At 64.7% G+C, this 26,033-nt stretch carries 26 protein-coding genes and 2 pseudogenes; 14 read left to right on the top strand and 14 right to left on the bottom strand.

The features are described 5' to 3' along the window. Window positions 1–485: 485 nt before the first annotated feature. The 3 genes and pseudogenes from ACVIIV_RS13810 to ACVIIV_RS13800 all read right to left on the bottom strand — a co-directional run bounded on the left by ACVIIV_RS13810 (window position 486) and on the right by ACVIIV_RS13800 (window position 2,840). On the bottom strand, window positions 486–1,259 hold the full coding sequence (locus ACVIIV_RS13810; protein ID WP_456744674.1) for an outer membrane protein: 774 nt from the start codon (window positions 1,257–1,259) through the stop codon (window positions 486–488). A 224-nt stretch (window positions 1,260–1,483) separates the two neighbouring features. Next, window positions 1,484–1,816, bottom strand: coding sequence for a hypothetical protein (locus ACVIIV_RS13805; protein ID WP_456744673.1), 333 nt, complete (start codon window positions 1,814–1,816; stop codon window positions 1,484–1,486). A 122-nt stretch (window positions 1,817–1,938) separates the two neighbouring features. Continuing rightward, window positions 1,939–2,840: pseudogene (locus ACVIIV_RS13800) on the bottom strand (LysR family transcriptional regulator). 201 nt (window positions 2,841–3,041) lie between these two features. Between ACVIIV_RS13800 and ACVIIV_RS13795 the strand changes: the two are divergent. The 4 genes from ACVIIV_RS13795 to ACVIIV_RS13780 all read left to right on the top strand — a co-directional run bounded on the left by ACVIIV_RS13795 (window position 3,042) and on the right by ACVIIV_RS13780 (window position 5,487). Next, window positions 3,042–3,371: a hypothetical protein gene (locus tag ACVIIV_RS13795; RefSeq protein ID WP_456744672.1), complete on the top strand. Its 330-nt coding sequence runs from the start codon at window positions 3,042–3,044 to the stop codon at window positions 3,369–3,371. Further along, window positions 3,368–4,150 carry a carboxymuconolactone decarboxylase family protein gene (locus ACVIIV_RS13790; RefSeq protein ID WP_456744671.1) on the top strand — a complete coding sequence of 261 codons (783 nt, stop codon included), beginning with the start codon at window positions 3,368–3,370 and terminating at the stop codon, window positions 4,148–4,150. Before ACVIIV_RS13795 ends, ACVIIV_RS13790 begins: the two co-directional genes overlap by 4 nt. A 121-nt stretch (window positions 4,151–4,271) precedes the next feature. Continuing rightward, entirely contained in the window at window positions 4,272–4,667 is a 396-nt protein-coding gene (locus ACVIIV_RS13785; protein ID WP_456748721.1) for a (R)-mandelonitrile lyase, read from the top strand. A 46-nt stretch (window positions 4,668–4,713) separates the two neighbouring features. Further along, window positions 4,714–5,487: an SDR family NAD(P)-dependent oxidoreductase gene (locus tag ACVIIV_RS13780; protein WP_456744670.1), complete on the top strand. Its 774-nt coding sequence runs from the start codon at window positions 4,714–4,716 to the stop codon at window positions 5,485–5,487. A gap of 49 nt (window positions 5,488–5,536) precedes the next feature. Here the strand turns inward: ACVIIV_RS13780 and ACVIIV_RS13775 are convergent, their stop codons facing one another. From ACVIIV_RS13775 to ACVIIV_RS13760, 4 genes are all read right to left on the bottom strand, one after another. Continuing rightward, a complete protein-coding gene (locus tag ACVIIV_RS13775) occupies window positions 5,537–6,211 on the bottom strand; it encodes a hypothetical protein (RefSeq protein WP_456744669.1) in 675 nt (224 codons plus the stop codon). Between the two features lie 129 nt (window positions 6,212–6,340). Then, on the bottom strand, window positions 6,341–6,823 hold the full coding sequence (gene greA, locus ACVIIV_RS13770) for a transcription elongation factor GreA (protein ID WP_456744668.1): 483 nt from the start codon (window positions 6,821–6,823) through the stop codon (window positions 6,341–6,343). A 57-nt stretch (window positions 6,824–6,880) separates the two neighbouring features. Beyond that, window positions 6,881–7,360, bottom strand: a complete 480-nt coding sequence (locus ACVIIV_RS13765; protein WP_456744667.1) for a hypothetical protein — start codon at window positions 7,358–7,360, stop codon at window positions 6,881–6,883. A 160-nt stretch (window positions 7,361–7,520) separates the two neighbouring features. Next, on the bottom strand, window positions 7,521–7,859 hold the full coding sequence (locus tag ACVIIV_RS13760) for a hypothetical protein (RefSeq protein WP_456744666.1): 339 nt from the start codon (window positions 7,857–7,859) through the stop codon (window positions 7,521–7,523). A gap of 262 nt (window positions 7,860–8,121) precedes the next feature. Between ACVIIV_RS13760 and ACVIIV_RS13755 the strand changes: the two genes are divergently transcribed. Next, window positions 8,122–8,355, top strand: coding sequence for a DUF3551 domain-containing protein (locus ACVIIV_RS13755; RefSeq protein ID WP_456744665.1), 234 nt, complete (start codon window positions 8,122–8,124; stop codon window positions 8,353–8,355). Window positions 8,356–8,395: 40 nt separating this feature from the next. Here ACVIIV_RS13755 and ACVIIV_RS13750 read toward each other — a convergent pair whose 3' ends face one another. Further along, the gene (locus ACVIIV_RS13750) at window positions 8,396–8,914 is read right to left on the bottom strand and encodes a hypothetical protein (RefSeq protein WP_456744664.1); all 519 of its coding nucleotides are present in this window, start codon (window positions 8,912–8,914) and stop codon (window positions 8,396–8,398) included. 38 nt (window positions 8,915–8,952) lie between these two features. Continuing rightward, window positions 8,953–10,500, bottom strand: a complete 1,548-nt coding sequence (locus ACVIIV_RS13745) for an acetolactate synthase large subunit (RefSeq protein WP_456744663.1) — start codon at window positions 10,498–10,500, stop codon at window positions 8,953–8,955. 255 nt (window positions 10,501–10,755) lie between these two features. On the opposite strand from ACVIIV_RS13745, the gene ACVIIV_RS13740 reads away from it, so the two are divergent. Then, window positions 10,756–11,346, top strand: a complete 591-nt coding sequence (locus ACVIIV_RS13740; protein ID WP_456744662.1) for a L,D-transpeptidase — start codon at window positions 10,756–10,758, stop codon at window positions 11,344–11,346. An 84-nt stretch (window positions 11,347–11,430) separates the two neighbouring features. Beyond that, the gene (locus tag ACVIIV_RS13735) at window positions 11,431–12,246 is read left to right on the top strand and encodes a DUF2927 domain-containing protein (RefSeq protein WP_456744661.1); all 816 of its coding nucleotides are present in this window, start codon (window positions 11,431–11,433) and stop codon (window positions 12,244–12,246) included. A 75-nt stretch (window positions 12,247–12,321) separates the two neighbouring features. Here the strand turns inward: ACVIIV_RS13735 and ACVIIV_RS13730 are convergent, their stop codons facing one another. Then, window positions 12,322–13,128, bottom strand: a complete 807-nt coding sequence (locus ACVIIV_RS13730; RefSeq protein WP_456744660.1) for a class I SAM-dependent methyltransferase — start codon at window positions 13,126–13,128, stop codon at window positions 12,322–12,324. A 93-nt stretch (window positions 13,129–13,221) separates the two neighbouring features. After that, window positions 13,222–14,349 carry a threonine synthase gene (locus ACVIIV_RS13725; protein WP_456744659.1) on the bottom strand — a complete coding sequence of 376 codons (1,128 nt, stop codon included), beginning with the start codon at window positions 14,347–14,349 and terminating at the stop codon, window positions 13,222–13,224. A 382-nt stretch (window positions 14,350–14,731) separates the two neighbouring features. Here ACVIIV_RS13725 and ACVIIV_RS13720 point away from each other — a divergent pair, with 382 nt between their 5' ends. The 4 genes and pseudogenes from ACVIIV_RS13720 (at window position 14,732) to ACVIIV_RS13705 (ending at window position 18,288) form a co-directional block, all read left to right on the top strand. After that, window positions 14,732–15,988, top strand: a complete 1,257-nt coding sequence (locus tag ACVIIV_RS13720) for a GTP cyclohydrolase II (protein WP_456744658.1) — start codon at window positions 14,732–14,734, stop codon at window positions 15,986–15,988. Window positions 15,989–15,995: 7 nt separating this feature from the next. Then, window positions 15,996–17,235 (top strand): annotated as a pseudogene (locus ACVIIV_RS13715) (URC4/urg3 family protein). Between the two features lie 136 nt (window positions 17,236–17,371). Next, window positions 17,372–18,001, top strand: a complete 630-nt coding sequence (gene upp / locus ACVIIV_RS13710; protein ID WP_018317218.1) for a uracil phosphoribosyltransferase — start codon at window positions 17,372–17,374, stop codon at window positions 17,999–18,001. Window positions 18,002–18,075: 74 nt separating this feature from the next. Then, the gene (locus ACVIIV_RS13705) at window positions 18,076–18,288 is read left to right on the top strand and encodes a hypothetical protein (protein ID WP_456744657.1); all 213 of its coding nucleotides are present in this window, start codon (window positions 18,076–18,078) and stop codon (window positions 18,286–18,288) included. 18 nt (window positions 18,289–18,306) lie between these two features. On the opposite strand, the gene ACVIIV_RS13700 is transcribed toward ACVIIV_RS13705, so the two are convergent. After that, window positions 18,307–19,416 (bottom strand): M48 family metallopeptidase, encoded by a 1,110-nt coding sequence (locus ACVIIV_RS13700; protein WP_456744656.1) that lies wholly within the window; start codon window positions 19,414–19,416, stop codon window positions 18,307–18,309. A 3-nt stretch (window positions 19,417–19,419) separates the two neighbouring features. Continuing rightward, window positions 19,420–20,565, bottom strand: coding sequence for a YjgN family protein (locus tag ACVIIV_RS13695; protein WP_456748720.1), 1,146 nt, complete (start codon window positions 20,563–20,565; stop codon window positions 19,420–19,422). A 308-nt stretch (window positions 20,566–20,873) separates the two neighbouring features. Between ACVIIV_RS13695 and ACVIIV_RS13690 the strand changes: the two genes are divergently transcribed. Next, window positions 20,874–22,136, top strand: a complete 1,263-nt coding sequence (locus ACVIIV_RS13690) for a cytochrome P450 (protein ID WP_456744655.1) — start codon at window positions 20,874–20,876, stop codon at window positions 22,134–22,136. A gap of 186 nt (window positions 22,137–22,322) precedes the next feature. Continuing rightward, entirely contained in the window at window positions 22,323–23,597 is a 1,275-nt protein-coding gene (locus ACVIIV_RS13685; protein ID WP_456744654.1) for a cytochrome P450, read from the top strand. Between the two features lie 213 nt (window positions 23,598–23,810). Here ACVIIV_RS13685 and ACVIIV_RS13680 read toward each other — a convergent pair whose 3' ends face one another. Beyond that, window positions 23,811–24,731, bottom strand: a complete 921-nt coding sequence (locus tag ACVIIV_RS13680) for a LysR substrate-binding domain-containing protein (RefSeq protein WP_456744653.1) — start codon at window positions 24,729–24,731, stop codon at window positions 23,811–23,813. Window positions 24,732–24,856: 125 nt separating this feature from the next. Here ACVIIV_RS13680 and ACVIIV_RS13675 point away from each other — a divergent pair, with 125 nt between their 5' ends. Continuing rightward, complete coding sequence (locus ACVIIV_RS13675; protein ID WP_456744652.1) at window positions 24,857–26,026, top strand: acyl-CoA dehydrogenase family protein; 1,170 nt, start codon at window positions 24,857–24,859, stop codon at window positions 26,024–26,026. Window positions 26,027–26,033: the final 7 nt, after the last annotated feature.

The raw sequence follows: 26,033 nt of genomic DNA, 5'->3' as shown, positions 1-26,033 counted from the left end.
GGTTCACACGGGAGAGGTCCAAGGTTCGATCCCTTGTGCGCCCACCATCCATTTTCCTGAACCAGAGCGATTGCTGACGATCACCGACGGCTGCCGGCGACCGTTAATCAAGAAAAGTCGAAAACAACCCCATGCACAGTAGCCGACGTCAGCCGGATCAATGGGTTACGATTTTCCGAACTCTGCTTGCTCCGTCGGGCAAAACAGGGGCATGATGTCAGCATTCGGGAACTGGCCCCTTCCAGAAGGAAGCCTGGGCTCGCAAGTTTGGTGAAAGCCATCGCCAGTGCATCGTCTCGCGCTTTTCAGCGCTCGCAACGAAGGCAAAGGATCGGCTTCGCTCGCTCTAAGCAGAAGGCAGCCGGGCGGCTAAAGCGGACGTCGTTTTAGGTTGAAGCGGTTGCCGCGGCTCGTTCACCTCCTCACGCAAGCGCGAGAGGGAGTGCACCTCCATTGTAGCAATCAAAAGCTGATCTCATCTCGCTCTAGTATTTGGCGATGACGGGACCGCCAAAGCGATAGTTCAATCGCACGAGCCCGATGTCGATATCCTGGCCGATCCGCTCCCTGCGCGTGAAGGCGCCGGCGGTCACGCCACCAAAACCGCCCGTAGCGGCGAACGTGACATCGCGATGGCCGAGGAAGATATGGTCGTACTCCACACCGAGCGTCCAGTTCGGAGCCAAGCCGAATTCAAGGCCGCCACCGATGACGCCACCCCAACGCGTTTCGCTGGCCCGATCGAATTCCGCGCCAGTGACGACGTCGCTGGTTCGATACTTATCGGCCACTGCCGCGCCGCCGCCCTTCACGTAAAGGAGGACGTTGTTCCAGGCATAGCCAACTTGCCCGGTGATCAGGCCGAACGCTTCGATATGAGACCGATTGCGGAGACCGGTGGGCGCGAAAAGCACCGTGGTGATGTTATCGCCCGTGAAGTCCGCCCAGTTGCCCTGGCCTTCGACCCCGAACACCCAGTTGGCAGACTGCCAACGATATCCGATCTGCCCGCCCGCGGTGCCGCCGGTGGCATTGTGGCATCCTTCCGGGACGATAATGCCAAGGCCTGGAGAAATCAGATCCCAGCACTTGTGGCTCGTTCCGCCGCCGCCGTTGACGCCGATGTAAAAGCCGCTCCAATCGTAGACGGCAGCGACGATCGGCGGCGCCTTGGTATAGGGACGCGCCGCAAGATCGGCGGCGTTGGCGCTTGCGCAGGCCATTCCGAATGCTGCGACGGCAAGCAGGAACTTCTTCATCAACGTCCCCCGCGAATCTCATGCGTCATGCAAATCGGCCTGACTTTACCGATTTTCGGGGGCTTGTATGTGATCCACAAGCAACACCTTCCGGCCACTTTGCTGCGGTGAGCTCGTTTCGCCACCAGGCGTCCCGGCCCGGCGTCGCCGCGCCGATCGTGCGAGGAAGATCGTTGCGTCTGCAGCCGCCCGTTCAATGCCTGCGCGCACGCGTGGGCACCGACCTAGGTGTCAGCCCGTTCGCTCATCCGCCGACGCAACTGTCGCGCAACGACCTGCCCTAACGGTCGATCCGGTGATTTGCGAAAAGCGTTAAGCTTCTTCATCCGGCCTTTGCGCAATACTTGCGATTGCACGTCGTCAGCGACTTGGTCGACGACGTCTCCCTGCGCACCGATGAGAGCCTGTCGGACGGTGCGTCGTTCGTCCTGATGCGAGAGCCGCTTGCTCCGCGGAATGTTCTTTCGGCTGCTTTTCTGATTCTCGCCATAAGTGTTCCGCCGGTCATGCTCGTAGCTCAGCCGCTTCTTTTCCTGGGGAGTTTTGACCTTGCTCACCAATGCCTCCAGATTGGACTGCCGCGGCAGTCCCGCACGCACCGCATCTTCGAAACGCAAGAGTAGGTGTAGATCGCGAAGATGTTGGTTCAACACACCCAAGCCGAGTTGGAGACGACGCTCTACCTGCCGCGATAGCGCAGCGCCTCGACGAGCAGCGAGAAGGCCGGTGAAGGCTGGCGCCGACTGGGATAGTAGAGATGGTAGCCCGAGAAGGGCGGGCACCAATCCGAGAGCACGCGCACCAGACGGCCTTCGGACAGGTACGGCTGCACATGTCCCTGCGTAAGGTAGGCAAGGCCCAGGCCTTTCAGCGCGCCGTCCAGCAGCAGGCCCGCGCTGTTGAACACGAGCTGGCCCTCCACGCGCACATTGAGCTCCCGTCCGTTCTTTTCGAACTCCCAGGCATAGAGGCTGCCACCATGGGTCGGCAGACGCAGATTGAGGCAATTGTGGTGGGGGTCAGGTCCTGCGGCGTCTTCGGTCGCTTGCGATCGGCGAAGTAGGAGGGGGAGCCGACCACGGCCATCCGGAGGTCGGGGCTGACGCGCACGGCGATCATGTCCTTGGCCACGAGCTCGCCGGGGCGGATGCCCGCATCGACCTGCTGCGCCACGATGTTGGTGAGCCCATAGTCGATGATCACCTCGACATGAATGTCCGGGTATTTCGGCAGAATTTTGCGGAGCGCGGGCAGCAGGATCTCGGCGGCGGCAAATTCCGTCGCCGTCAGCCGGATGGTTCCGGCAGGCTTCTCGCGCAATTCGCTGAGTGCCGCGAGATCGGCATCCATCTCGGTGAACCTGGGGCCCATGCTGAGAAACAGCCGCTCTCCGGCCTGGGTCGGCGTGACGCTCCGCGTGGTCCGGTTCAACAATCGCACGCCGAGCCGCTCCTCCAGATTCCGGATGATCTGACTGAGCGCGGATTGCGTCATGCCGAGCTTTGCCGCAGCGCGCGTGAAGCTGCGCTCCCTCGCCACTGCAAGGAAAGCGAGGAGATCGCTGGCGTCCTCTCGATTCATTCATAAGCCCAGCTAATGACTGCATCCGAAATCTATCACCTAATCGGACGGGCGCGGAAGCCTTAGCTTCGGATCAGCCATCGGGCGGACACCAGAACGAAGGCAAACACCCATGACAGACCGCATCGCGCTTTCGAACGGCGTTGGCGATCCTGATGCCGACCATCGCCTGCACCGCCGCAACGGGAACTCCGGCTCTTCATGTCGCTAACAGCCCTTCGAGAGACCTCTGCGCCGCGCGGCATCGCCAGCCTGATGCCGATCATGGCGGTGGTGTTCGTTGCCTTCCTGGTGATCGGCGTCGAAGCCGTGCGCAGCGCTCCCATGCAGAGCCGCGGCCTCGCCATGGGCGCCTACACCGCGTTCCTGGACCTCGCGCAAGGGCTCGCAAGCCCGGCGCTCGGATTGATCGCCGTCGGCGCGCGACTGAACGTGGTGTTTCTCGCGAGCGCCGTGATCGTGCTCGGAGCCGCGCTGGTGGCGCTGTGGCTAATGGCGCACCCGATAACACCAGAAGGACCCCCGTCATGAGGATGCTCGCAGGAACCCTGTTTTCATTCTGCCTGTTCGCCGGCGCGGCCGCCGCTGGACAGCCCTCCAGCGAAGGAGCAAATGCCATGCTAAAGCCCGAAGACGTCCGCGCCGTCGCTCCAGCCCTCGAAGGTTATGCGCAAAAGTTTATCGTCGGCGATCTGTGGAAACGCCCAGGGCTTTCGCGCCGGGATCGCAGCATCGTCACCGTTGCCGCGCTGATCGCGCGCGACCAAACCGTCGAGCTGCCCCACTATTTGGCAGTCGCGCTCGACAACGGCGTGAAGCCGTCGGAGATATCCGAGATCATCACGCATCTGGCCTTCTATACCGGCTGGGCGAACGCGATGGATGCGATCCCCGCTGCGAGAGACGTGTTCAGGAGCCGCAACATCGGCGCGGATCAGCTGCCGCCGGCCTCGGGGCCGCAGCTGCCGCTCGACGAGGCCGCGGAGAAGCAGCGGGCGACGCGCGTCGAAGAGCAGTTCGGACAGATCACGCCGAGCCTTGTCCAGTACACGACCGACATGCTGTTCCGGGATCTCTGGCTGAGGCCGGCCTTGGCACCGCGCGACCGCAGCCTGGTCACTGTGAGCGCTCTCATCGCGACGGGGCAGGTCGCGCAGATCACCTACCATTTGAACCGCGCGATGGACAACGGATTGACCCGGGACGAGGCCGGCGAGGTGCTCGGCCATCTCGCCTTCTACGCCGGCTGGCCCGACGCATTCTCGGCAGCGCCGGTGATCAAGGACATCATTGAAAAGCGGCCGCGCTGACCGGAGAGATGCCATGATCACACGACGGGGCGCTCTCATCGCCGGCAGCGCGGCCGCCACTCTCGAAATTTGGCGGGTGCAGGCACTCGCGTCCGAAGCACCGATAGAGGTTCAAATGGAGATCGACATCAAGAGAAACGGGTCGCGCCCGTCACAGAAGGGCTCGCAAGACTGGTTCACCGGAAGCGTCCGCATCGACCCGCTGTTTCAAGCGCCGGATCCTGCGCGCGCCAGTGCCGGCCAGGTCACGTTCGAGCCCGGCGCTCGCACCGCCTGGCACACGCATCCGCTCGGGCAGACGCTGATCGTCACGGCCGGCCTCGGCTGGGTGCAGCGCGAGGGTGGCCCGATCGAGGAAGTCCGCCCCGGCGACGTCGTGTGGCTTCCGCCGGGACTGAAGCACTGGCACGGGGCTTCGCCGACGACGGCGATGACCCACATCGCGATCCAGGAGTCCTCCGGCGGCAAGAACGTGGATTGGCTGGAGAAGGTGGGCGACGAACAGTATCGGAAATGACGCGCGGGCGCGGTACACTGCGCCTGATGCATCAAAGGGAGCGCGCATGGCGACCATATTCATCACCGGCAGTGCCGATGGTCTCGGCCGGGCTGCGGCGCAATCACTCCTCGATCAAGGTCATCGCGTGGTGCTGCACGCGCGTTCGGCCGATCGCGCCGCGGCACTCGGCGAGCTCACGTCGCGCGCCGCGGGGTTGGCGGTCGGCGATCTCAGAAGCGCGGCAGAGACGAGGAGCATCGCGGATCAGGTCAACGCAATCGGGCGCATGGACGCGGTCATCCACAATGCCGGTGTCTACACGCGGCCGAGCCGTGGCGCGACGCCGGAAGGCCATGCCGAAACCCTGACCATCAACACGCTTGCGCCGTACATGCTGACGGCCCTGATCGCGCGGCCCGGCCGATTGGTGTATCTCAGCAGCGGACTGCACCGCGACGGCGAGGGCTCGCTCGATGACCTCGATTGGACCAAGCGGGCCTGGGATTCGGCCAAAGCCTACGCCGAGAGCAAGCTGCACGTCGTCGCGCTCGCCTTCGCGCTGGCACGACGCTGGCCCAAGGTCCTGAGCAACGCCGTCGATCCCGGTTGGGTGCGCACGAAAATGGGCGGCGCGGGCGCGCCGGTCGATATCGACACCGGACAACGGACGCAAGCCTGGCTGGCGGTGAGCGAAGATTCCGCCGCCATGGTAAGTGGGCGTTACTGGCATCATCTCCAGCAGGAGCAGCCGGCCCGTCAGGCGACCGATCCGAGATTTCAGGACCAGCTCATCGGCGAATTAAGCAAGCTGACGGGCGTTGAGCTACCGGAGGTGTAAAGCGCGATGATTCGTCGTCATTGCGAGCGCAGCAACGACGGAGCAAGCTTCAGGCGGTCCTCGGCCGCCAGGTCGCGTAGAGACCGACCAGGGTCCCGATTGCGACCAGCGCGGCTGCCAGCAGCACCTGCAATTGCCCATCGTCGGTGGGGCCGACGGAGGACACGAGCCTGGTCACGATGGCGAACAGAATGCCGACGGCGGCCGCTGCACCTAAGCAGAGATAAGCGAGCTCTCGCGTCAAATTGCGGCCGAGAAGTCCGAGCGCCGTGAAATACATCGCGCAGGCGTTGGGATGAACGAACAAGGCAATGCGCGCATAGGGACCATAGGCGTCAAACAAGGACTCGCATCGGCTCAGGGCCGCTTTCGAGGCCACCCGCTGCAGGAACGGCCTGAAGAAACGAGCCTGTCCGTAGCTGAGAACGGCACCCAGGATGATGGCGAGCCACGCCACGATGAAGACTGAGCCATCCGCGGCCTTCGGACCGAGCGCCACGGACATCAGGATCAGGGCGGTTCCGGGAAAATAGCCGAAATACGGGAAGACCGACTCCAGCAGCACGCAGACGAACATGAAAGCCGGAAACCATGCCGATCCGGTCGCGCCGTGGACGATCGCGTTCAAGTCGAAGAGGCTCGTCCTGTACAGAACCAGATACATGCACATGGCCAGTCCAGCCAGCGCATAGAACGGCAACGCTCCCGACAGAAACCGTCTCATCCAACCATCGAGCTTTGTTTGGCGGAGACGACGGCCTCGCGCTTTTCCGGACCATGCTTTAGACGAATGAGATTGCTCCTGTCGATAGCGTCCTTTGCCACGACTATCCTGGCCTGACCTTGCGCGTCCCTACCCAATCGACAGAATTTCGATCTCCTGCGTGCCTGAGCCCACGACGTCTCCGACCGACTTTCCCATCAGCGACCTCGCAACCGGGGAGACGAACGAGATCGACCCCACTTTCGGATCAGCCTCGTCCTCGCCGACGATGCGGTAGGTCTGCACGCGGCCATCGGTGCGGCTGAAGGTCACCGTGCTGCCGAAGGCGACGATTTCGGTCGAGGTCGGATCGGGCATGACCTGCGCGGTGCGCAAGCGTTCGGTGAGATAGCGGGCGTCGCGCAGGGGCACCGCCGACTGCCGGCGCTTCTCGTTGACGTCCTCGATGGCTTGCGCGGCTTCATAGGCCTCGCGTGCTTCGGCAAGCTGCGTCTGCAACGCCTTGAAGCCTGCCTCCGTCACGAGGTTTGGATGCGGCGAGATCGGGCGATCCGGCAACAGCGTCTCGGACGCGGTTTCGGCGCTCTCTTCCTTGGTGAAGGCGACGCTCAATTGAATATCCTATCGAGCTGTTTGGATGGCGACGCCGTGCGCCGCCGATGCCCGAGACTATATCTCAAGTTCGACGAAACGGCGGAGCTTGAAGACAAGGTCCGGCATGGCCTTTCGGAACCGGGTTGCGTTCTGGAAACTGGTCGAGAACGGCGCGAAGGTGAGCATGGCGTTCCAGTGCCGGTAACCATAGACCGTAACCGAGACGCCGCTCGGCGGAAAACTCTCCATTTTGCGCAGTTCGCCGAGCACGAGATCGGCGATGGCTTCGGCGGGCAGCAATTGCTTGCCATCCCGCGTCGTGGCGATCTTTGCCGGCTGCTCGACCGGTTTCGCATCCGGCGCGGGATCAGGCGCATTCTCGGCTTTGGCCGCTGTGGGATCGGTGGGCGTCTCGGGCGGCTCCACCACATCCGCCGGCGCAATCGGCGGAACCTCGGCGAGCGGCGGCGGTGCAACACTGTCTGCGCGCTTGTTGCCTCCCAGGATGCTGCTGATCATGGCCACAAGGCCAGCATCCTTCAGCTCGTCACTCATCATTCCCCCCGGCTTCGCCCTACTCTAGCACTGCTCTCGCAGACCGCCACCGCGGATGTGAGGCCGGAAGCCGTCCGGCCAAGGCTGTATTCTCGAGGCCGCCTCTCGATGACACCGGCGGGCACGACGCTCGACCACGTCGCGCCGCCATGCGATCCGCTTACTGCTTATCGAACGGAATGTATTGCTGATACCGCTTCGGCACTGAGCTGCGGTAGCGCGCAGGCACGGTGCCGGTGTCGATCGAATGATCGATCTCCTGCTGCCGGGTCATCTTCTTCTTCGCCGGCTTCTTCGACGCGCTCTTCTTGGCGTCGGTCGGCTGGCTGGACGAGTCGGTGGTCGCGCCTGGTGCTGGCGTCGTCGCAGCCGGCGCAGCGGTTGTCGCGGCAGGCGCAGCGGTTCCGCCGGCGGCCGGTGCGCCCTGCGCCAGAGCAAGCGGCATTTGCGTCATGAGCACCAGCGCTGCCGTCGCAGCCAGCAAATATGACTTCTGCATCAGAACCTCCAAGATTGTCTGATCCGAATGAGGACAACGTAGGCCTCCGGCATCGACGCGTGCAAGTCTGTCGACAATGGGTCCGATCCCACACCGGAACTGTGGTGGAGATCACATTGCGAACCATGGCCTGCGTCATGATGTGCTTGATCTCGAACGCATCGCGCCATGCCGACACCAACACTGCATGACCGTGCGTCAGACAGGCCACGGGGAACGCCAAGGCATGGCCGTTCTACCCCACGCTCGAAAGGAGACTGAAATGCGTCGCACCATCCTCACGCTTGCATCGTTCGCAACCTTGATCGCCGCGTCATTGTCGGCGGCGCCGGCCCAGGCCGCAAACGACAGATATTGCCTGCAAGGCCGCAACTGGGGCTATCCCGGCAACTGCCAGTTCGCCAGCTACCAGCAATGTGCCGCCACCGCTTCCGGCACGTCGGCCTATTGCGGCATCAACCCGCGCTACGCCTATTCGCAGCCCTACTATTACTGACGAGAACGCGGCGTGCGTGAAAAGCGCACGCCGCGCCCCGCTATGCGCGGCCGCCGAGGCCGGACTCCTCCAGCCGCGTCGCGAACCAGCGCGACAGCGCCTCATCGACGAGACCTGAGACATAGACCTCCGGCATCGTCACATGGTGCCTGTCCAGCACCAGCAGCACGCCGATCCAATAGGGAAACCAGACATGCACGTCGGTCAGCGCCCGCAGCTTGTGCTGATCGTGCTCGAGCGGCGTGTGATTGCTCGCCTTGCGGATTTCCACGGCGAGCAGATTGTTCGGTATCTCGCGCTGATGCACGACGACATCGGGGTAGATCGACTTGCCGAGATGGTCGTCGGTCGAGATGATCGTGCCGTGCGGCAGATGCAGCGTGCGCTCGCCGAGCCGGTCGTAGTTGCAATCGACTGACCAGCCCGGAAACTGCTTTTCCAGATGCACGGCGAAGCGGTGCGTGATCGCACGCTCGCCAATGTCCTTCTCGAACAGGAATCCTTCGTGGGCGTAGAAATCCCGGAGCGCCGCGATCACCTTGTTCAGCTCGGTCTGCATCGTGCCTCCGGGCTCACGGCGCTCTGTCTGTTGACGCCCTACATCTGGACTTCGATCAGGCGCGGCCCCGGCTCGGCGACGGCTTCGGTCAGCGCCTTGTTGAACTCGTCGGCATTGGTGACGGCGCGGCCGGGCACGCCCATGCCCTTGGCCAGCGCCACGAAATCGAGCGTCGGACGGTCGAGCCGGAGCATGTCATTGGCGCGCTGGCCGGGTTCGCCGGCGCCGACATTGTCGAACTCGCCGCGCAGGATCTGGTAGATGCGGTTGGCGAACACGATGGTGACGATGTCGAGGTTCTCGCGCGCCTGGGTCCACAGCGACTGGATCGTGTACATCGCGCTGCCGTCACCGACCATGGTGATGACCTTGCGGTCCGGGCAGGCGATCGCCGCGCCGATCGACAGCGGCGTCGAGAAGCCGATCGAGCCGCCCATGTTCTGCAGCCAGTCGTGCGGGGCGGCCGCCGCCGTCGGCGGGAAGAAGCCGCGGCCGGTCGTCAGGGATTCGTCGACCATGATTGCGTTCTCGGGGATCGCACAGGCGATCGCCTGCGCGATCGTGGCGAAGGTCAGCGCGCCGGTCGGCTTGACCAGCTCCTGCAAAGCCTGCGGCTTGACGTCCTTGGCGCTCGCCCTCACGGCGCCGGCAAGCGCTTCCAGCGCCGCGACCGAGTTCTCGCCCCAGGAGGTCATGCGATGGACCTCGCAGCCCTGCGGCTTGAGCATGCTCGGCTTGTTCGGATAGGCGAAGAACGCCACGGGATCATCCGACTCGATCAGCACGATGTGACGGAACTTGGCCAGCATCGGCAGCGCCTGGTCGATGACATAATGGATGCGGTCGATCGAGAAACGGCCGCGGCCGCGCGCCATCTTCGGGCGGAAGGTCGGGCCCATCACCGTGCAGCCCGTCTTGCCGGCGATGCGCTCGGCCAGCGCCAGGCCATGCTCGCTCAGCGCGCTGCCGGTCATCAGGAGCAGCGTGCCTTCGCCGTCGCCATGCAGGATCTTTGCGGCCTGCTCGACTGCCTGCGGCGAGTAGCTGGCGCGCTGCTGCTCGGCCGGAACGTCGGCGATGCCGTCGGCTTCGTTCCAGGCGGTGTCGGCGGGCAGGATCAGGGTCGCGATCTGCGGCGGCGCGCTTTTGGCGGCGGCAATCGCCGCGGCGCCGTCGGCGGCGACCGATTTGGCATCCGGCGAGGTGCGGACCCAGGACGACATCGGCCGGGCCAGACCCTCGATGTCCGAGGTCAGCGGCGCGTTGTAGCCGATGTGGTAGACCGCGTGCTGGCCGACGATGTTGACGATGCCGGAATTGGCCTTCTTGGCATTGTGCAGATTGGCAAGGCCGTTGGCGAGGCCGGGGCCGAGATGCAGCAGGGTCGAGGCCGGCGTGCCCTTCATGCGGAAATAACCGTCGGCGGCCCCCGTCACCACGCCTTCGAACAGGCCGAGCACGCAGCGCATGCCGGGCACGCGGTCGAGCGCTGCGACAAAATGCATCTCGGAGGTGCCCGGGTTGGTGAAGCAGACGTCCACCCCGCCCTTGACCATCGTCCGCACCAGGCTTTCCGCACCGTTCATTCTTCTTGCTCCCGCAACCGGTCTTTTCAGGTCATCCATCCGATCAATCATTGTTCGCGGCATCCGTCAAAGCAATAGCCGGCATCGCGGCCCTGCCCCGCGCAGCGATGCGCCGGTGTTCTTCGGCAGATCGTGGTTGCCGATTTGGTAACGCCGATCGGAGGAGAGGACCTGCCTCACGGCCCCGTGGCTTGCGGAATGCGCGCAAATATGGCCTGTGGCCTTTGTTGAATCGAATTTTTGCTGGGGGAGACAATGATCCGGTTTTTTGCCGCGCCGATTGCCGCCATCGCACTGCTGTCGGCCATGCTGTCGGCCCTGGCGGGCGGCGCGTTCGCCGAAGAGTTCGACTCGCGCGACATCATGGGCGGCGGCCCGAACTTCTTTCGTTCCGGCGCGAATCCCGTTCCCCGCACCACCGTCATGTACAACGGCAACTACGCCCCCGGCACGATCGTGGTGAACACCGGCGAGCGCCGGCTCTACCTGGTGCTCCCGAACGGCCAGGCGCTGCGCTACGGCATCGGCGTCGGCCGCGACGGCTTCCGCTGGGGCGGGGTGCACAGGATCACCGCCAAGAAGGAATGGCCGGACTGGACGCCGCCGTCGCAGATGCTGGCGCGCCGACCCGACCTGCCGCGCCACATGAAGGGCGGCGTCGACAATCCGCTCGGTGCGCGCGCGATGTATCTGGGCTCGACGCTGTACCGCATCCACGGCTCCAACGAGCCGGAGACGATCGGCCAGGCGGTCTCCTCGGGCTGCTTCCGCATGACCAATGACGACGTCACCGACCTCTACAGCCGCGTCGCGGTCGGCACCACCGTGGTGGTGCTGAATAACTAGCGGGCCGGCTGCGGCGGGAACCCGCAGGGCGCGTGCATTTGCGGACTTGTGCGCGCGAGGCGAATGCGGCAGCGTCGCACGACGATGAGCGCATTTGTCCCGCCCTCGCCTGCCCTTCGCACCACTCTGCTTGCGCTCGCAGTGCTCACATGCGCGCATGAGACCGCGGCCACAGCTGCCGCGGGCGAGCTGCCTGCGATCACCTCGCGCCAACGCTCGGAGCGGAAGAGCTTCACCGATGGCGAGATCGTCGAAGGCTTCCTGAAGACGGCGTTCGGCGCCGAATATCACCTTGCCGGCCGCGTCGACCGCATCCGCAAGTTCGACGGGCCGGTGCGCGTCTACGCCGAGAGCGACCGCGCCGACCGCAAGGCGCAGCTTGCGAAAGTCGTGTCGGACATCGCCCGTCGCGTGCAGCATCTCGACATCGCCATGATCGAGACCAACGAGGCGGCGAATGTACGCGTGAAGCTCGTGCGCGACCGTGATCTCTTCCGCACCCTCACCAGTTTCTACGGCGCGGAGAAGGCGCGCGAGATCCGCTCCTCGCTCGACCCGCAATGCCTGTCCGGCTTCCGCAAGAACGACAATTTCGAGATCGAGCATTCCGACGTCATCCTCACCGTCGACAACGGCGATTTCGTCTTCCTCGACTGCGCCTATGAGGAGCTCCTGCAATCGCTCGGGCCCATCAACGACACCGCGAGCGTGCCCTGGACCATGTTCAACGACAACGTCTCGATGGGCTATTTCGACGTCTACGATCAGTACATTCTCAATCTCCTGTACGATCCCCGCATCAAGGCAGGCATGACCGTGGCGGAGGTCAAGGCCGTGCTGCCCGCCGTGCTCGCGGATGTGCGCAGCTGGGTGAAGCGGGTGAATGATCTGAAGGAGTGAGGCGCACTGCCCTCCCCTTGCGGGCTACCTTCCAGAGAGGGTAGGCAAGACCTCGCATTCACCCGCAATCGCGCCTCACGCCTTCCTAGCCTTCGTCATCAAGAACTGCTGGCGCATCACGTTGTTGCCGGGGTCGAAATATTCCGAGATCAGCGCCTCGAACTCGGCGCGGAAGCTCTCGAGCTTGTCAGGCTCGTCCTTGTACTGGGCGACGAGCTTGATCAAAGGCCCGATCGTCGCTTCCATGGTGCGGCGGAAATGCTGCGGGCTGAGTGTGGACGGCGTCATCATGTCCATCTCGAACGAGATTTCCCTCGCCTTCCCCGCGAGACGCTCGGCGACGATCTTCGGATCGCCCCACAACGCCGGTGATGCGACGCCCTCGGGTGGCGGCAGATGGCGGCCGACCAGCGCGAACATGCGGCCGACGTAGAGATGCGGCGGCCAGGTGGAGAAGGCGATGGTGCCGCCGGGCTTCAGCACGCGCAGCATCTCGCCGATGGCGACGTCCGGACGCGGCGCGAACATGTGGCCGAACTGGCTGAGCACCACGTCGAACTCGCTGTCGCCATAGGGCAGGCTTTCGGCGTCGCCGTCGGCGAACTCAACATCGAGCTTTGCCAGTTGCGCGTGCTCACGGGCGCGCTCGATCAGAACCGGCGAGAGGTCGAGACCCCTGACCTTTGCACCGCGGCGCGCGGCTGTGATCGCGACAACGCCGGTGCCGCATCCGACGTCGAGCAACCTTTGGCCGGCGGCAACGCCGGCAAAACCGACCAGCTTGGCCGCGGCCGGAGTCGTGAAAACCTCCATCGGCGTGAACAGCGACCAGGCTTCCTTCTGGATGGCCTTGAAACCTGCAAATGGATCCTGCGCGGTCATGGAACTCTCCCTTTGCTCGAGGTCGATCTTCATGAGGCTGGCGACGGACACCGAAGGTTCAACGCGTTCGCGTGGCTCCGCGGCACAAGGGCTCTATTGCACGAGATCAGCGACGGTGGTTGCGGCTTTCAGGCCGGTGCCGGTGAGGACTGCGACCGTGGTGTCGGTCGCCTTGATGGCGCCGGTGGCGGAGAGTTTGTCCAGCGCCGCAGCCGCGCTGGCGCTGGTCGGTTCGGCCAACAGGCCCTGCCGCGCGAGGCGGCGCAGCGCGGCGACGATCTCGTCTTCGGTGAGCGCGACGGTGCCGCCGCCGCTCTCGCGCAAGGCGGCGATGATCTCGCGCAAGCGCAAGGGATGCTTGATGGCGGTGCCTTCGGCGATGGTCTTGTGCACCTCGCGCGCGACGGGCGTATCGACGCCGGCCTGAAAACTCGCGTCGATCGGCGAGCAATTGAGCGGCTGCGCCGCGAACAGACGCGGCAGCTTTGCGATCTGCCCGGCCTTCAGGAGCTCGCGGAAGCCGAAGGCACAGCCCAAGAGGCTGCTGCCGGCGCCGACGGGAACGATGACGTTGTCGGGGGCGCGGAAGCCGAGGTCCTCCCAGAGTTCATAGGCAAGCGACTTGGTGCCTTCGAGGAAGAACGGCTGCCAATTGTGGCTGGCATAGAAGGTCTGGCTCGACTGGCGGATGGCCTCGGCTTCCGACTCCTCGCGCGGCCCTTCGACCAGTTGCACTGTCGCGCGGTAAGCGCGGACCTGTGCGATCTTGGCCGGCGATGTGGACGCGGGCGCGAGAATCTTGACGCGCATGCCGCCGGCCGCACCCAGCCCCGCCATCGACGAGCCGCCATTGCCGGACGAGTCCTCCAGAATGGCCGAGATGCCGATCTGCCGCAGGAAGGACAGCATCACCGCCGAGCCGCGATCCTTGAAGCTGCCGGTCGGGTTGAACCATTCGAGCTTGAACAGCGGGCGCAGAGCGCCCCATTCCTGCTGGACCAGCGGCGTGCAGCCCTCGCCGAGCGTGATCGGGTTCTTGATCTCGACCGGCAGCGCCGCCCGGTAGCGCCAGAGCGACCGCGTCCGGCCGTCGATGTCCTCACGCGAGATGCCCGCCCCCGGCGTCACCAGCAGCGGCGTGCGCTCGTCCGAGCACCAGCGCGGCTGGTCAAGGGAATAGAGCTGTCCGTTGCGGGGGTCGATGTAGCTGGCGGTGGGCATTGGGATCTCCAAGACAAGGACGATCTGCGATTGGGCGATGACACCTTTAGTCCGGGATTCGACGCCGGCCGAGCGAAACAATACACAGCCCCTTGAAATCACAGAAAATATAAATATTTCAATTGCTTGAATGATCGCGCCGGCACAGCGGCGAGCCCGGCCAGCGCGACCGCCCGGCGCTGAAGGCGAACCCTGCAGGCCCGTTGCTGACGGGAATTTGGTCGAAAACGGCCCTGCCCGCCTGGCACGATTAACTTGTCTGTCGTCGCCGGCCGCTACAATATGTTGGATTGAGCTTGCGTCGCCGGCGTTTCTCATCGCGCAACGCAAGCGAGCCAGGCCCGTCCAAGCGGCGGGCCGTTGGCTTTTTGGGAGCCTGGACATGAGCCGTGCCAACCGTACCGACCACATCCGCCTGACCTCCCATCCGGAGCCGGGCCGGAAGGCCGCCTTTCCGATCCACTGGGGCGCCGCGGACGCGCGCGCCCGCGGGCCGGTCATCGGCACGGTGTCGCGCGCCGGGGATCGCAACGTGATCGGCAGCCATGGCGGGTCCTACGCGATGTACCGCGCGCTCGCGGTGTCCGCCGGCGCGCTCGATCCGATCAGGCGCCCCGACCTCACCAACACCTTTCCGGCCGCGACCATCGGGCCCTTCCCGCAATGGAGCGATCCCGCAAAAATCGTCGCGCTCGATCCCTGGGGGCATCTGGTCGCGGAGAATTTTGGCAAAGACATCGCCGAAGGCGTCGATATCCGCCCGAGCATCGCGGTGACGCGGGCGCGGCTGGACCTGCCCGAGATCCGCGAGGCGCTGGCGGCAAAGCGGCTGCGCGCCGACGGCGAGGTCGTGCACGCCAATGGCAGCGTCTCAGTGGTGAAGATCGCGATCGATCCGGTTTGGTACCTGCCGGGCCTTGCGGCGCGCTTCGGCGCCGGCGAGACCGAGCTGCGGCGCACGCTGTTCGAGCAGACCGCCGGCATGTTCCCGGAGCTCGTGACCCGTCCGGACTTGAAGGTGTTCCTGCCCCCGATCGGCGGCACCACAGTCTATCTGTTCGGCGATGTGACAAAACTGCCGGACCATCGCACCAAGATCACCTGCCGCGTGCATGACGAGTGCAACGGCTCCGACGTGTTCGGCTCCGACATCTGCACCTGCCGTCCCTATCTGATCCACGGCATCGAGGAATCCGCGCGTGGCGCGCAGGAGGGCGGGCTCGGGCTCGTCGTCTACAACCGCAAAGAGGGCCGCGCGCTCGGCGAGGTCACCAAATTCCTGGTCTACAACGCGCGCAAGCGCCAGGAGGACGGCGACGCCGCCGCGGCCTATTTCGAGCGCACCGAATGCGTCGCCGGCGTCCAGGATGCGCGCTTCCAGCAATTGATGCCCGATACGATCCACTGGCTGGGCCTCAAGCGCATCGACCGGTTCTTGTCGATGAGCGACATGAAATACGACGCGCTGACCTCGCAAGGCATCGACATCGTCGAGCGCGTGCCGATCCCGCCGGAGCTGATTCCGGCCGACGCCTATGTCGAGATCGCCGCGAAGAAGGCCGCCGGCTATTATTCGACCGACATCGCGCCGGAGCAGGACGTGAACGGCGTGGTCGGGCGTTCGCTGGAAAAATACTGATCGCGTGATGGCGGACGTTTTGGAATCGCAGGCACGTACGCTGCTCACCGCAAAGGCGGTTCGCGCGCGTGCCGGGCAGATGCTCGAGCTTGGCCTTGCCGGCGCGCTCCGGCACTTCACAATCGATCTCGACCGCATGGATGGCGTTGCCGATGCCGTGCTTGCGGTGACGCGCAAGGCCTATCCGACGCTGGACATTCCGTTCCATGCGCGGTGGCGACACTTTGTGCTTGATGGCATCGACCGCTGGGCACGGCTTGCCGATGCTGCGTCCTGGCCGGATCGCGCGCGCGCGGGCGCGCGCGGAGTTCGACCTTGCCATCGTCAGCGTACTGCTCGATGCCGGCGCGGGTGCGGCGTGGCGCTATCGCGATGCGGCGACGGGACAGGGTATCGGCCGCTCCGAAGGGCTTGCCGTCGCAAGCCTCGACATGTTCGCGGGCGGCCTCTTCTCGCGCGATGCGCGGGCGCCGTTCAGGGCCGACGCGGACGTGCTCGCGAACCTGCCCCTCGCCTCACTCACATCCGCTTTCCAAGTGACCGACGCCAATCCGTTGCTCGGTCTCGAGGGACGCACCGATCTGCTGCGTCGTCTGGGCAAGCTGGTGGCAGAGCGCGCGGACGTCTTCGGCTTGCACGACCGGCCGCGGCCGGGCGGCCTGTTCGATCACATCGCGGCGCAAGCGGTAGGAGAGGCTATTGCCGCGCCCGCGATTCTGTCCGCGGTGCTGAACCAGCTCGGTCCGATCTGGCCGTCGCGGCTCGTGCTCGCGGGCGTCCCGCTCGGCGATTGCTGGCGCCATCCGGCGATCAAGGCCGATGACGCGACCGCCGGCCTCGTGCCGCTGCACAAGCTGTCGCAATGGCTGAGCTATTCGCTGATCGAGCCGCTCCAGCACGCCGGATTTGCCGTGACCGACATCGACGGCCTCACTGGGCTTGCCGAATACCGCAATGGCGGGCTGTTCGTTGACCATGAGGTACTGCGTCTGCGCGACGCCGCCGACGCCGGGCGCGCGCATGCGGTGGATTCGCTGCTCGTCGTGGAGTGGCGGGCGCTGACGGTTGCGCTGCTGGATCGTCTTGCCGAACTGGTTCGCGCCAAGCTCGGCCGCGCGCCTGAGACCTTGCCGCTCGCCAGCATTTTGGAAGGCGGCACCTGGGCCGCCGGCCGCGCCATTGCCTTCGCGCGCCGTGCCGACGGCTCGCCGCCGCTCAAGGTGATCAGCGACGGCACGGTGTTTTAGAGAATGGATAGAGATTTTCGACCACGCGCGTCATTGCGAGCGCAGCGAAGCAATCCAGAGTCCCACCGCGGAGAGATCCTGGATTGCTTCGCTGCGCTCGCAATGACGCCTCGGTGAATTTCAGGAGCATCCCATCATGGAAGGCGTCACGATCGTCGATCATCCGCTGGTGCAGCACAAGCTGACGCTGGTCCGCGACAAATCCATCTCGACCAAGTCGTTCCGCGAGCTGATCAAGGAGATCGGCATGCTCTTGTGCTACGAGGTGACGCGCGACCTGCCGCTCGCCGACACCGTGATCGAGACGCCGCTGGCGACGATGCATTCGGCCAAGATCGCCGGCAAGAAGCTGGTGTTCGTGCCGATGCTGCGCGCCGGCACCACCTTCGTCGACGGCATGATGGACCTGGTGCCGACCGCGCGGGTCGCGCATATCGGTCTCTACCGCGAGCCGCACAGCTTCGCCGCGGTCGAATATTTCTTCAAATCGCCGTCCGACCTCGGCGAGCGCCTGGCGATCGTGGTGACGCCCGTGGTCGCCACCGCCAACACCGCTGTGGCGGCGATCGACCGCCTGAAGGAGCGCGGCGCCCGGGACATCCGCCTCGCCTGCCTGATTGCCGCGCCCGAAGGCCTCGAACGGCTGCGCGGTCTTCATCCCGACGTCCCGATCTGGACGGCGGCAGTGGACGAGGGGCTCGACGAGAACGGCTTCATTTTGCCGGGCCTTGGCGATGCCGGCGACCGCGCCTACGGCACGAGATAAGCGTCTCGCGTCCGCAGCAGATAGGAACAGCTTGCATCGCGCGCGGTTCTCCAGCTCTTACGATGGAGAGCAGCATGACCTATCAGGATGACGACCGCAGGGCCGACAGAGCACGCCGCAACAGCCCGGTGGGGTGGGCGGTCGGCGCGATCTTCGTGATCGCCGTGGTCGCCGCCGTCTTCTTCTACAACGGGCGCGAGGTCGGTCCGCCGACCACGACCTCGAATCCGAGTACGGCGCCGAACGTCACCACCGGATCGAATCCACCTGCTGCGCCGGCGAAATGACGCGCCGAGAGCGGGCTGTCATACCTTCCCGCTGCCGCAAATGCCCTTCAGCGCCTGCCATTCCTTGTCGGTCAGCAGCGGCGGGCCGCTGGCGGGACGATCTTCCTTGGTCATGCGCGCGAGACGGTCCTCGGTCAGCGGATGGCTGGCGAGGATCATGGTGAGCGTGGAGCCGCCTTCCTTGCCGGTGATGCGGAACATCAACTCGGCCGCGGGCTTGGGCGAGCGGCCGAGCGTATGCATGATCTCGATCGCAAACGTATCCGCAGCGGTCTCGGCCTCGCGCGAATAGGAGGCCTCGACCAGGCTGCGCGAAGCGAAGATCACGGCCGAGGAGCCGGTGACGTCGCCGAACAGCAGCCCGATCAGGAACGAGGTGCCGCCGTTGTAGATCAGGCCGCGCATGTTGTCGTAGTGCTTGAGATGGCCGAGCTCGTGGGCGAGGATGCCGGCGAGCTCATCCGGGCTCTCGGCCTTGTCGAGCAGGCCCTTCAGCACGAAGACCTTGCCGCCGGGCAGCGCGAAGGCATTCGGCACGGACGTCGGCAGCACGCCCGCCGTCATGGTGTCGTCGAGGCCGGCGGCATCGCGCAGGCGGTTGACGAGCTTGGTGAAGGCGGCCTTGCCCGCGCGATCTTCGCAGACGCCGCGACCGAAGATGGTCTTCATCTGCACTTCGGCAGCGTCGCCGATGCGCCGTTCGACCGGCTTCGGCACCAGCGGCGCGAGACGATCGGCGGCGAGCGGCACGCCAAACAGCACGACGCAGACGATGGAGACTGCGGCGGCGACCGACCAGCCGACGATCTTTGCGATGCCGCGGCGCGACGTCTGGTGCTCGTCGAGATGCATGCAGCGGGCGGTCACGTCCGCGGAGAGCGCAGCGTCGCGAATTTCGAGCCGCGCGAGCGGCGGCGCAGACGTCGAGGCCAGCCGCAAAACGCCAGCCGGACTGTCGGCGCGGCGAATGTCGGCATAGGCCCAGCGCACGGGCGCTCCGCCCTCCTCAATGATCTCGAGCGCATCGCCGAGCGTCAGCGTCACCTGCCGCCTGCGGCTGGATACGCCGTCGAAGAAGACCGTCGGTTTGGCGGCCTGAGCCGGCCCCTCGATGAGCACATCACTCACAGCTCAGAATCCCGCGACATCGAGTCCATCGGCAAAGCCTTCGCCGAGCGCGCTGACAAGCTCGCCGCGACCACGCACATCCGCGGCGGCCGCGATGTTGTGCACCTCGACGGTCTCCAGCACCTTGGCCCACAGATCGCGCTGCAGATAGACCCGCATCACGATATTGAGGGCAAGGGCAAGTGCGAAGTAACCGATGACCATGATCACCAGCATCGGGATGCTCTTGGCGGTATTGTCAGGACCGAACAGCTGCTCGGCCGAGAGGCCGCTCAACTGGACGACGAGCGCGGTGGCGCCGCCGAGATAGGCGCCGAAGATCATCGAAAGCAGCGTCCACCAGCCGATCACCTTCCAGTACAGGCCGTAGAACGCATTGTGCGGCAGTTCCGAGGACAGGCCGACGCCGCCGATGCGGATGCCGTCCAGCCACCAGCGCCATTCGCGCGCCTTGAACTCGGCGTAGAAGAACGGCGCGAGCGGAAAGATGATCAGTGCGACCGGGCTGAGCAGCCACAGCCACCAGCCGCGCTTGAAGAAGGTCCAGCCGTCGCCTTCGAAATCGCCGGCGAGATCGCCGTAATGGGTGTGCTGCATCTTGTAGCGTTCGAGCGCGGCCTCGCGCCAGGGCAGCGCCAGGCCGAGCGTGAGGAACACCAGCAGGCCCCACAGCATGGCGCGGAGGGAATAGGCCCAGCCTGAGCCGTCCATCCAGAAGCGCACGCCGCGCCAGACCGTGCGCGTCAGGCGATAGCGCCGCGCGCGAAAGATCGCGAACTGACCGAAGGCGTAGAAGGCGACGAACAACGGCACCGAGGCAAAGGCCTGCCAGCGCTCGAACTCGATGCCAACAAGGAAATAGGCCAGATAGATCGGCACCAGAATCGCGAGTGCGACCAGGAAGCCGATCAAGAGCTCCTTGGCTCGTCCGGTGTATTCGGCCGCATCGCCGTCGACTGCTGTGTGTGTCCACAGATGGCGGCGGATGTCGGTGACGAGCCAGAACCGGTAGAAGCCGAAAGTGACGAGCTCCAGCATGGCACCCTTGGTGACCATTTTGCGGAACTCGGAGCGGTTGCCGGTGAAATCCACCCGCGTCGGCGGCAGCGGCGGGGGTAAGGGTTCGGAGCCGATGGGCGTCCATTGCATGTCGTTCACGGCGGCAACCTCGGGGTGCGGATCTGTTACGGTCAAACTATAGATCAGAGCTTAGTCGGTCCCCAAGATGGGCGGGTTCGATTTACCTCGATTCCAATCGGTTTCTTGCACGATTCTCCACCGCGCGGCGTGCCGGAGGTCACGTTCGTGAGGCGGCGTGACGGCCGTTCGACGCTCTCGTGAAGGTTGGATGTGGCAAAACTCTCCCTTGCTCCGGCGCAGACAACGGGCTGTAATTGCAAATCAAATACCGCAGCGCAGAATTCAACGACGCGCGGTTCATGTCAGGGAGAACGGTCATGCACGGGACCATCGAGAGCGCGGCCAAGCTCGACGCGCTTCGCGCGCGCGCCACGTCACTGCCGCTGGAGCAATTCGATCCGGGCGACCCTGAACTGTTCAGGACCGATACGTTCTGGCCCTATTTCGATCGGCTACGCCGGGAAGATCCCGTGCACTACTGCAAGGACTCGATGTTCGGGCCGTATTGGTCGGTGACCCGCTACAACGACATCATGGAGATCGAGACCAACCATTCGGTGTTCTCCTCGGCCTCCGCGCTCGGCGGCATCACCATCCGCGACATCGATCCGGATCTGCGCCGCGAGAGCTTTATCTCGATGGACCCGCCGCGCCACGCGGCGCAGCGCAAGACCGTGGCGCCGATGTTCACGCCGACGCATCTGGACAATCTCGCGCTCAACATCCGCAAGCGTTCGGCCGAGTGCCTGGACAACCTTCCCCGTGGGGAGGTGTTCGACTGGGTCGACCGCGTCTCGATCGAGCTCACCACCCAGATGCTCGCGGTGCTGTTCGATTTCCCGTGGGAGGACCGCCGCAAGCTGACGCGCTGGTCGGACATCGCCACGACCATTCCCGGCCCCGACGGCCTCGTTGCGACCGAGGACGAGCGGCAGGCGGAGCTGACGGAATGCGCGGGCTATTTCTCCCGGCTCTGGAAGGAGCGCGTCGCGCAGCCGCCGAAGAGTGACCTCTTGTCGATGATGGCGCATGGCGCCGCGACGCGCGACATGGACGCGAAGAACTTCCTCGGCAATCTCATTCTCTTGATCGTCGGCGGCAACGACACCACCCGCAACACCATGTCGGGCTCGCTTCTCGCGCTGAGCCAGCATCCGGAGCAATATCGCAAGCTGCGCGCCAATCCCGATCTGCTCGACAGCTTCGTGCCGGAGGTGATCCGCTGGCAGACGCCGCTCGCGCATATGCGCCGCACCGCGCTCTCCGACTTCGAGTTCCGCGGCAAGCAGATCAAGAAAGGTGACAAGGTCGTGATGTGGTACGTCTCGGGCAACCGCGACGAAGCGGCGATCGAAAAGCCCTACGAATTCATCATCGACCGCGCCCGCCCGCGCACGCACCTCTCCTTCGGCTTCGGCATCCACCGCTGCGTCGGCTTGCGGCTTGCCGAGCTCCAGCTCAAGATTATTTGGGAGGAAATTCTCAAGCGGTTCGACCATATTGATGTGGTCGGCGAGCCGAAGCGGGTCTATTCGAGTTTTGTGAAGGGACTGGAAGAGCTACCGGTGAAGATCGCGTAGATTGGCAGCAAGATGAGCCCAAACGATATCCACGAGGATGCTACGTCCCCTCTCCCGCTTGCGGGAGAGGGTTGGGGAGAGGGCGGCGGGCGAGAACCCCCAAGAGGATAGAACCCTCACCCGGCACTACGTGCCGACCTCTCCCGCAAGCGGGAGAGGTTAAGCAGAAACACTGGAGCCACGACCATGAACATCCAAGCGCCGCCTAAAGTGGACAAGGCCGAACGCCTGCGCAGGGCGCGCGAGGAGGCCTATGCGACGCCGCTGTCGCAATTCCACCCCGGCGCGCCGCGGCTGTTCCAGGACGACACGCTGTGGCCGTGGTTCGAACGGCTGCGCAAGGAAGAGCCGGTGCATTACTGCACCAATGCGCCGATCGAGCCATACTGGTCGGTGGTGAAATACAACGACATCATGCATGTCGACACCAATCACGGCATCTTCTCCTCGGACTCCAAGCTCGGCGGCATCTCGATCCGCGACGTGCCGGAAGGCTATGACTATCCGAGCTTCATCGCGATGGACCAGCCCCGGCATTCGGCGCAGCGCAAGACGGTGTCGCCGATGTTCACCCCTCAGCATCTGGACGAGCTGGCAAAGCTGATCCGCCAGCGCTCGCAGACCGTGCTCGACAATCTGCCGCGCAACGAGACCTTCAACTTCGTCGAGCGCGTCTCGATCGAGCTGACGACGCAGATGCTGGCGACCCTGTTCGACTTCCCCTGGGAGGAGCGGCGCAAGCTGACGCGCTGGTCCGACGTGTCGACCGCGCTGCCCAAGAGCGGCATCGTCGCCTCGGCCGAGGAGCGCCGCCGCGAGATGGACGAGTGCTACGCCTACATGTCGAAGCTGTGGAACGAGCGCGTCAACTCGGCGCCGCGCAACGACCTGCTGTCGCTGATGGCCAACAACGAGGCCACACGCCACATGGATCCCGACAATTTGATGGGCAACATCATCCTGCTCATTGTCGGCGGCAACGACACCACGCGCAACACCATGACCGGCTCGGTGCTGGCGCTGAACGAGAACCCCGAGCAATACGACAAGCTGCGCGCCAACCCTGAAATGATCGACTCCATGGTGCCGGAGGTGATCCGCTGGCAGACCCCGCTGGCGCATATGCGGCGCACCGCGCTAGAGGATACCGAGATCGGCGGCAAGCGCATCAAGAAGGGGGACCGCGTCGTGATGTGGTACGTCTCCGGCAATCGCGACGAGGAGATGTTCGAGAAGCCGAACGAGTTCATTATCGACCGCCCGCGGCCGCGCACGCATCTGTCGTTCGGTTTCGGCATCCACCGCTGCGTCGGCATGCGGCTTGCCGAGCTGCAGCTGCGGATCGTCTGGGAGGAGATGCTGCAGCGGTTCGACCGCATCGAGGTGGTTGGCGAGCCGAAGCGGATCTATTCGAGCTTCATCAAGGGATATGAGTCGCTGCCGGTGCGGATTCCGGGGTAGGCTCTATTCCCGTCATTGCGAGCGCAGCGAAGCAATCCAGACGTCACCGCGGAGGGACTCTGGATTGCTTCGCTGCGCTCGCAATGACGAGCTCCGGGATGCAGAGGCGCATCAAACCCGCAGCGCCCTGGGCAGCTATAAAATCTCGGCATGACAGCTCGCGCCAGATGCGAAGGCAAGGCGGCGGCTAACTGTTCTACGACAACAGTGCATCTAACTCAATTTGATGTCCCACACGCCTTCCTTGCGGCAGGCGGCGACCTCCTCGCGCAGCAACGCGGTAATCGCAAGCGAGGCCGTCGAGGCCGGGCGGTCGATTGGAGAAGCGAAAATGAGCTCGCGCGTCATGGGTTTCGAGACGATAGCGGTTTCCAGCCGCCCGTCCGCGACCTCGCCGTGGACCGACGACGGCGGCAGCAGCGCGAAGCCGAGGCCCTCCTCGACGAGGCTGGTCAGCACGCGGAAGGAGTCCGCCTCCAGCTGGACGTCGAGCTTGATCTTGCGCTGGGCGGCGGCGTGCTCGATCAGGGCGCGGAGACCGTGGGAATGACTGGGCAGCACCAGCCGCTGCCGCAAGAGCCAGCCGACATCGACGCTCTTCTTGCGCGCAAGGCCGCAGCCGCGCGGGCCGACCGCGACGATGTTGTCGCGGCCGAGACTCTGCACGTTGAGATGCAGATCGGCCGAGCGGCCGTAGAGGATGGCGAGGTCCATCTCGCCGCGATGCAGCCATTCGACGAGATGGCCGCTGTAGCTCTCGACGATGCGCAGCGAGATGCCGGGAAATTTTTCGACGCAGCGCCGCGCAAAGCGCGCCGACAGCACGCAGCTCACGGTCGGAACCAGGCCGAGCACGACCTGGCCGGACGGCGGCCCCTTGGCGGACTGGATGTCGTCGCGGATCTGATCGATCTGCCGCACGATGCCGGAGGTGCGCGCCAGCAAGAGGCGCCCGGCCTCGGTCAGCACCATGCCGCGGCCGTTGCGGGTGAACAGATCGGTGCGCAGCTCGTGTTCCAGCAACTTGATCTGCCGGCTGAGTGCCGGCTGCGCCACGCGCAGCGTGTCGGAGGCCTTGGAGAGGCTGCCGAGCTCCGCCACGCAACTGAAGGTCCTGAGCTGCCGGAAATCCATGCTTGCCAATCCTGGAAGGCTACTCCATACGCTATAACAAATGAGCATAGGGGGCGGGCGTTGTTTTCACAACGCCCATGGGTTGGCCGGCGTTATCTTAACTGCCGCTAAGAATTGGAAACGCCATGAGTCAAGAACACCACACCGAAGATTACGCCGACATCCGCGAGGCCGTTGCAAAGCTCTGCGCGCAGTTCCCCGGCGAATATTGGCGCAAGCTCGATCGCGAGATGGCTTACCCCAAGGCCTTCGTCGACGCGCTGACTGAAGCCGGCTATCTCTCGGTGCTGATCCCCGAGGAATATGGCGGCGCGGGCCTGAAGCTTTCCGCCGCCGCCGCGATCCTGGAAGAGATCCAGCGCGCCGGCTGCAACGGCGGCGGCTGCCACGCCCAGATGTACACGATGGGCACCGTGCTGCGGCACGGCAATGCCGAGCAGAAGGCAAAATACCTGCCGAAGATCGCGAGCGGCGAATTGCGCCTGCAGGCCTTCGGCGTCACGGAGCCGACCAGCGGCACCGACACCTCGTCGCTGAAGACCTTTGCGCGCAAGGAAGGCAACGACAGCTACATCGTCAACGGCCAGAAGATCTGGACCAGCCGCGCCGAGCATTCCGACCTGATGATCCTCTTGGCGCGCACCACGCCGAAGGAGCAGGCCAAGAAGCGCACCGACGGCCTTTCGGTGTTCATCGTCGACATGCGCGAGGCCAAGAACAACGGCCTCGAGATCCGCCCGATCCGCACCATGATGAACCACGCCACCACGGAAGTGTTCTTCACCGACATGAAGGTGCCGGCGGAAAACCTGATCGGCGAGGAAGGCAAGGGTTTTCGCTATATCCTCTCCGGCATGAATGCCGAGCGCATCCTGATCGCCGCCGAATGTGTCGGCGACGCCAAATGGTTCATCGCCAAGGCCACCCACTACGCCAAGGAGCGCAGCGTCTTCGGCCGGCCGATCGGCCAGAACCAAGGCATCCAGTTCCCGATCGCCAAGGCCTACGCCTCGATGCGCGCGGCCGAGCTGATGGTGAAGGAAGCCACGCGCAAATACGAGGCCGGACTCGATTGCGGCGCCGAGGCCAACATGGCCAAGATGTTAGCTGCCGATGCGTCCTGGGAGGCGGCCAACGCCTGCATCCAGACCCATGGCGGCTTCGGCTTTGCCGAGGAATACGACGTCGAGCGCAAATTCCGCGAGACGCGGCTCTATCAGGTGGCACCGATCTCGACCAACCTCGTGCTGTCCTACGTTGCCGAGCATGTGCTCGGCATGCCGCGCTCGTACTGAGGCAGCC

The organism is Bradyrhizobium sp. USDA 4354 (genome assembly GCF_054060315.1).
The sequence above is the reverse complement of the archived record's forward strand: the minus strand, read 5'-3'. Positions and strand labels throughout refer to the sequence as shown.

Excerpts from the sequence above, each read along its gene's own strand:
- ACVIIV_RS13810 (WP_456744674.1), bottom strand. The coding sequence starts at position 1,259 with ATGAAGAAGTTCCTGCTTGCCGTCGCAGCATTCGGAATGGCCTGCGCA.
- ACVIIV_RS13795 (WP_456744672.1), top strand. The coding sequence starts at position 3,042 with ATGTCGCTAACAGCCCTTCGAGAGACCTCTGCGCCGCGCGGCATCGCC.
- ACVIIV_RS13790 (WP_456744671.1), top strand. The coding sequence starts at position 3,368 with ATGAGGATGCTCGCAGGAACCCTGTTTTCATTCTGCCTGTTCGCCGGC.
- ACVIIV_RS13780 (WP_456744670.1), top strand. The coding sequence starts at position 4,714 with ATGGCGACCATATTCATCACCGGCAGTGCCGATGGTCTCGGCCGGGCT.
- ACVIIV_RS13775 (WP_456744669.1), bottom strand. The coding sequence starts at position 6,211 with ATGAGACGGTTTCTGTCGGGAGCGTTGCCGTTCTATGCGCTGGCTGGA.
- ACVIIV_RS13765 (WP_456744667.1), bottom strand. The coding sequence starts at position 7,360 with ATGAGTGACGAGCTGAAGGATGCTGGCCTTGTGGCCATGATCAGCAGC.
- ACVIIV_RS13760 (WP_456744666.1), bottom strand. The coding sequence starts at position 7,859 with ATGCAGAAGTCATATTTGCTGGCTGCGACGGCAGCGCTGGTGCTCATG.
- ACVIIV_RS13755 (WP_456744665.1), top strand. The coding sequence starts at position 8,122 with ATGCGTCGCACCATCCTCACGCTTGCATCGTTCGCAACCTTGATCGCC.
- ACVIIV_RS13750 (WP_456744664.1), bottom strand. The coding sequence starts at position 8,914 with ATGCAGACCGAGCTGAACAAGGTGATCGCGGCGCTCCGGGATTTCTAC.
- ACVIIV_RS13745 (WP_456744663.1), bottom strand. The coding sequence starts at position 10,500 with ATGAACGGTGCGGAAAGCCTGGTGCGGACGATGGTCAAGGGCGGGGTG.
- ACVIIV_RS13740 (WP_456744662.1), top strand. The coding sequence starts at position 10,756 with ATGATCCGGTTTTTTGCCGCGCCGATTGCCGCCATCGCACTGCTGTCG.
- ACVIIV_RS13735 (WP_456744661.1), top strand. The coding sequence starts at position 11,431 with ATGAGCGCATTTGTCCCGCCCTCGCCTGCCCTTCGCACCACTCTGCTT.
- ACVIIV_RS13730 (WP_456744660.1), bottom strand. The coding sequence starts at position 13,128 with ATGACCGCGCAGGATCCATTTGCAGGTTTCAAGGCCATCCAGAAGGAA.
- ACVIIV_RS13725 (WP_456744659.1), bottom strand. The coding sequence starts at position 14,349 with ATGCCCACCGCCAGCTACATCGACCCCCGCAACGGACAGCTCTATTCC.
- ACVIIV_RS13720 (WP_456744658.1), top strand. The coding sequence starts at position 14,732 with ATGAGCCGTGCCAACCGTACCGACCACATCCGCCTGACCTCCCATCCG.
- upp (WP_018317218.1), top strand. The coding sequence starts at position 17,372 with ATGGAAGGCGTCACGATCGTCGATCATCCGCTGGTGCAGCACAAGCTG.
- ACVIIV_RS13705 (WP_456744657.1), top strand. The coding sequence starts at position 18,076 with ATGACCTATCAGGATGACGACCGCAGGGCCGACAGAGCACGCCGCAAC.
- ACVIIV_RS13695 (WP_456748720.1), bottom strand. The coding sequence starts at position 20,565 with ATGCAATGGACGCCCATCGGCTCCGAACCCTTACCCCCGCCGCTGCCG.
- ACVIIV_RS13690 (WP_456744655.1), top strand. The coding sequence starts at position 20,874 with ATGCACGGGACCATCGAGAGCGCGGCCAAGCTCGACGCGCTTCGCGCG.
- ACVIIV_RS13685 (WP_456744654.1), top strand. The coding sequence starts at position 22,323 with ATGAACATCCAAGCGCCGCCTAAAGTGGACAAGGCCGAACGCCTGCGC.
- ACVIIV_RS13680 (WP_456744653.1), bottom strand. The coding sequence starts at position 24,731 with ATGGATTTCCGGCAGCTCAGGACCTTCAGTTGCGTGGCGGAGCTCGGC.
- ACVIIV_RS13675 (WP_456744652.1), top strand. The coding sequence starts at position 24,857 with ATGAGTCAAGAACACCACACCGAAGATTACGCCGACATCCGCGAGGCC.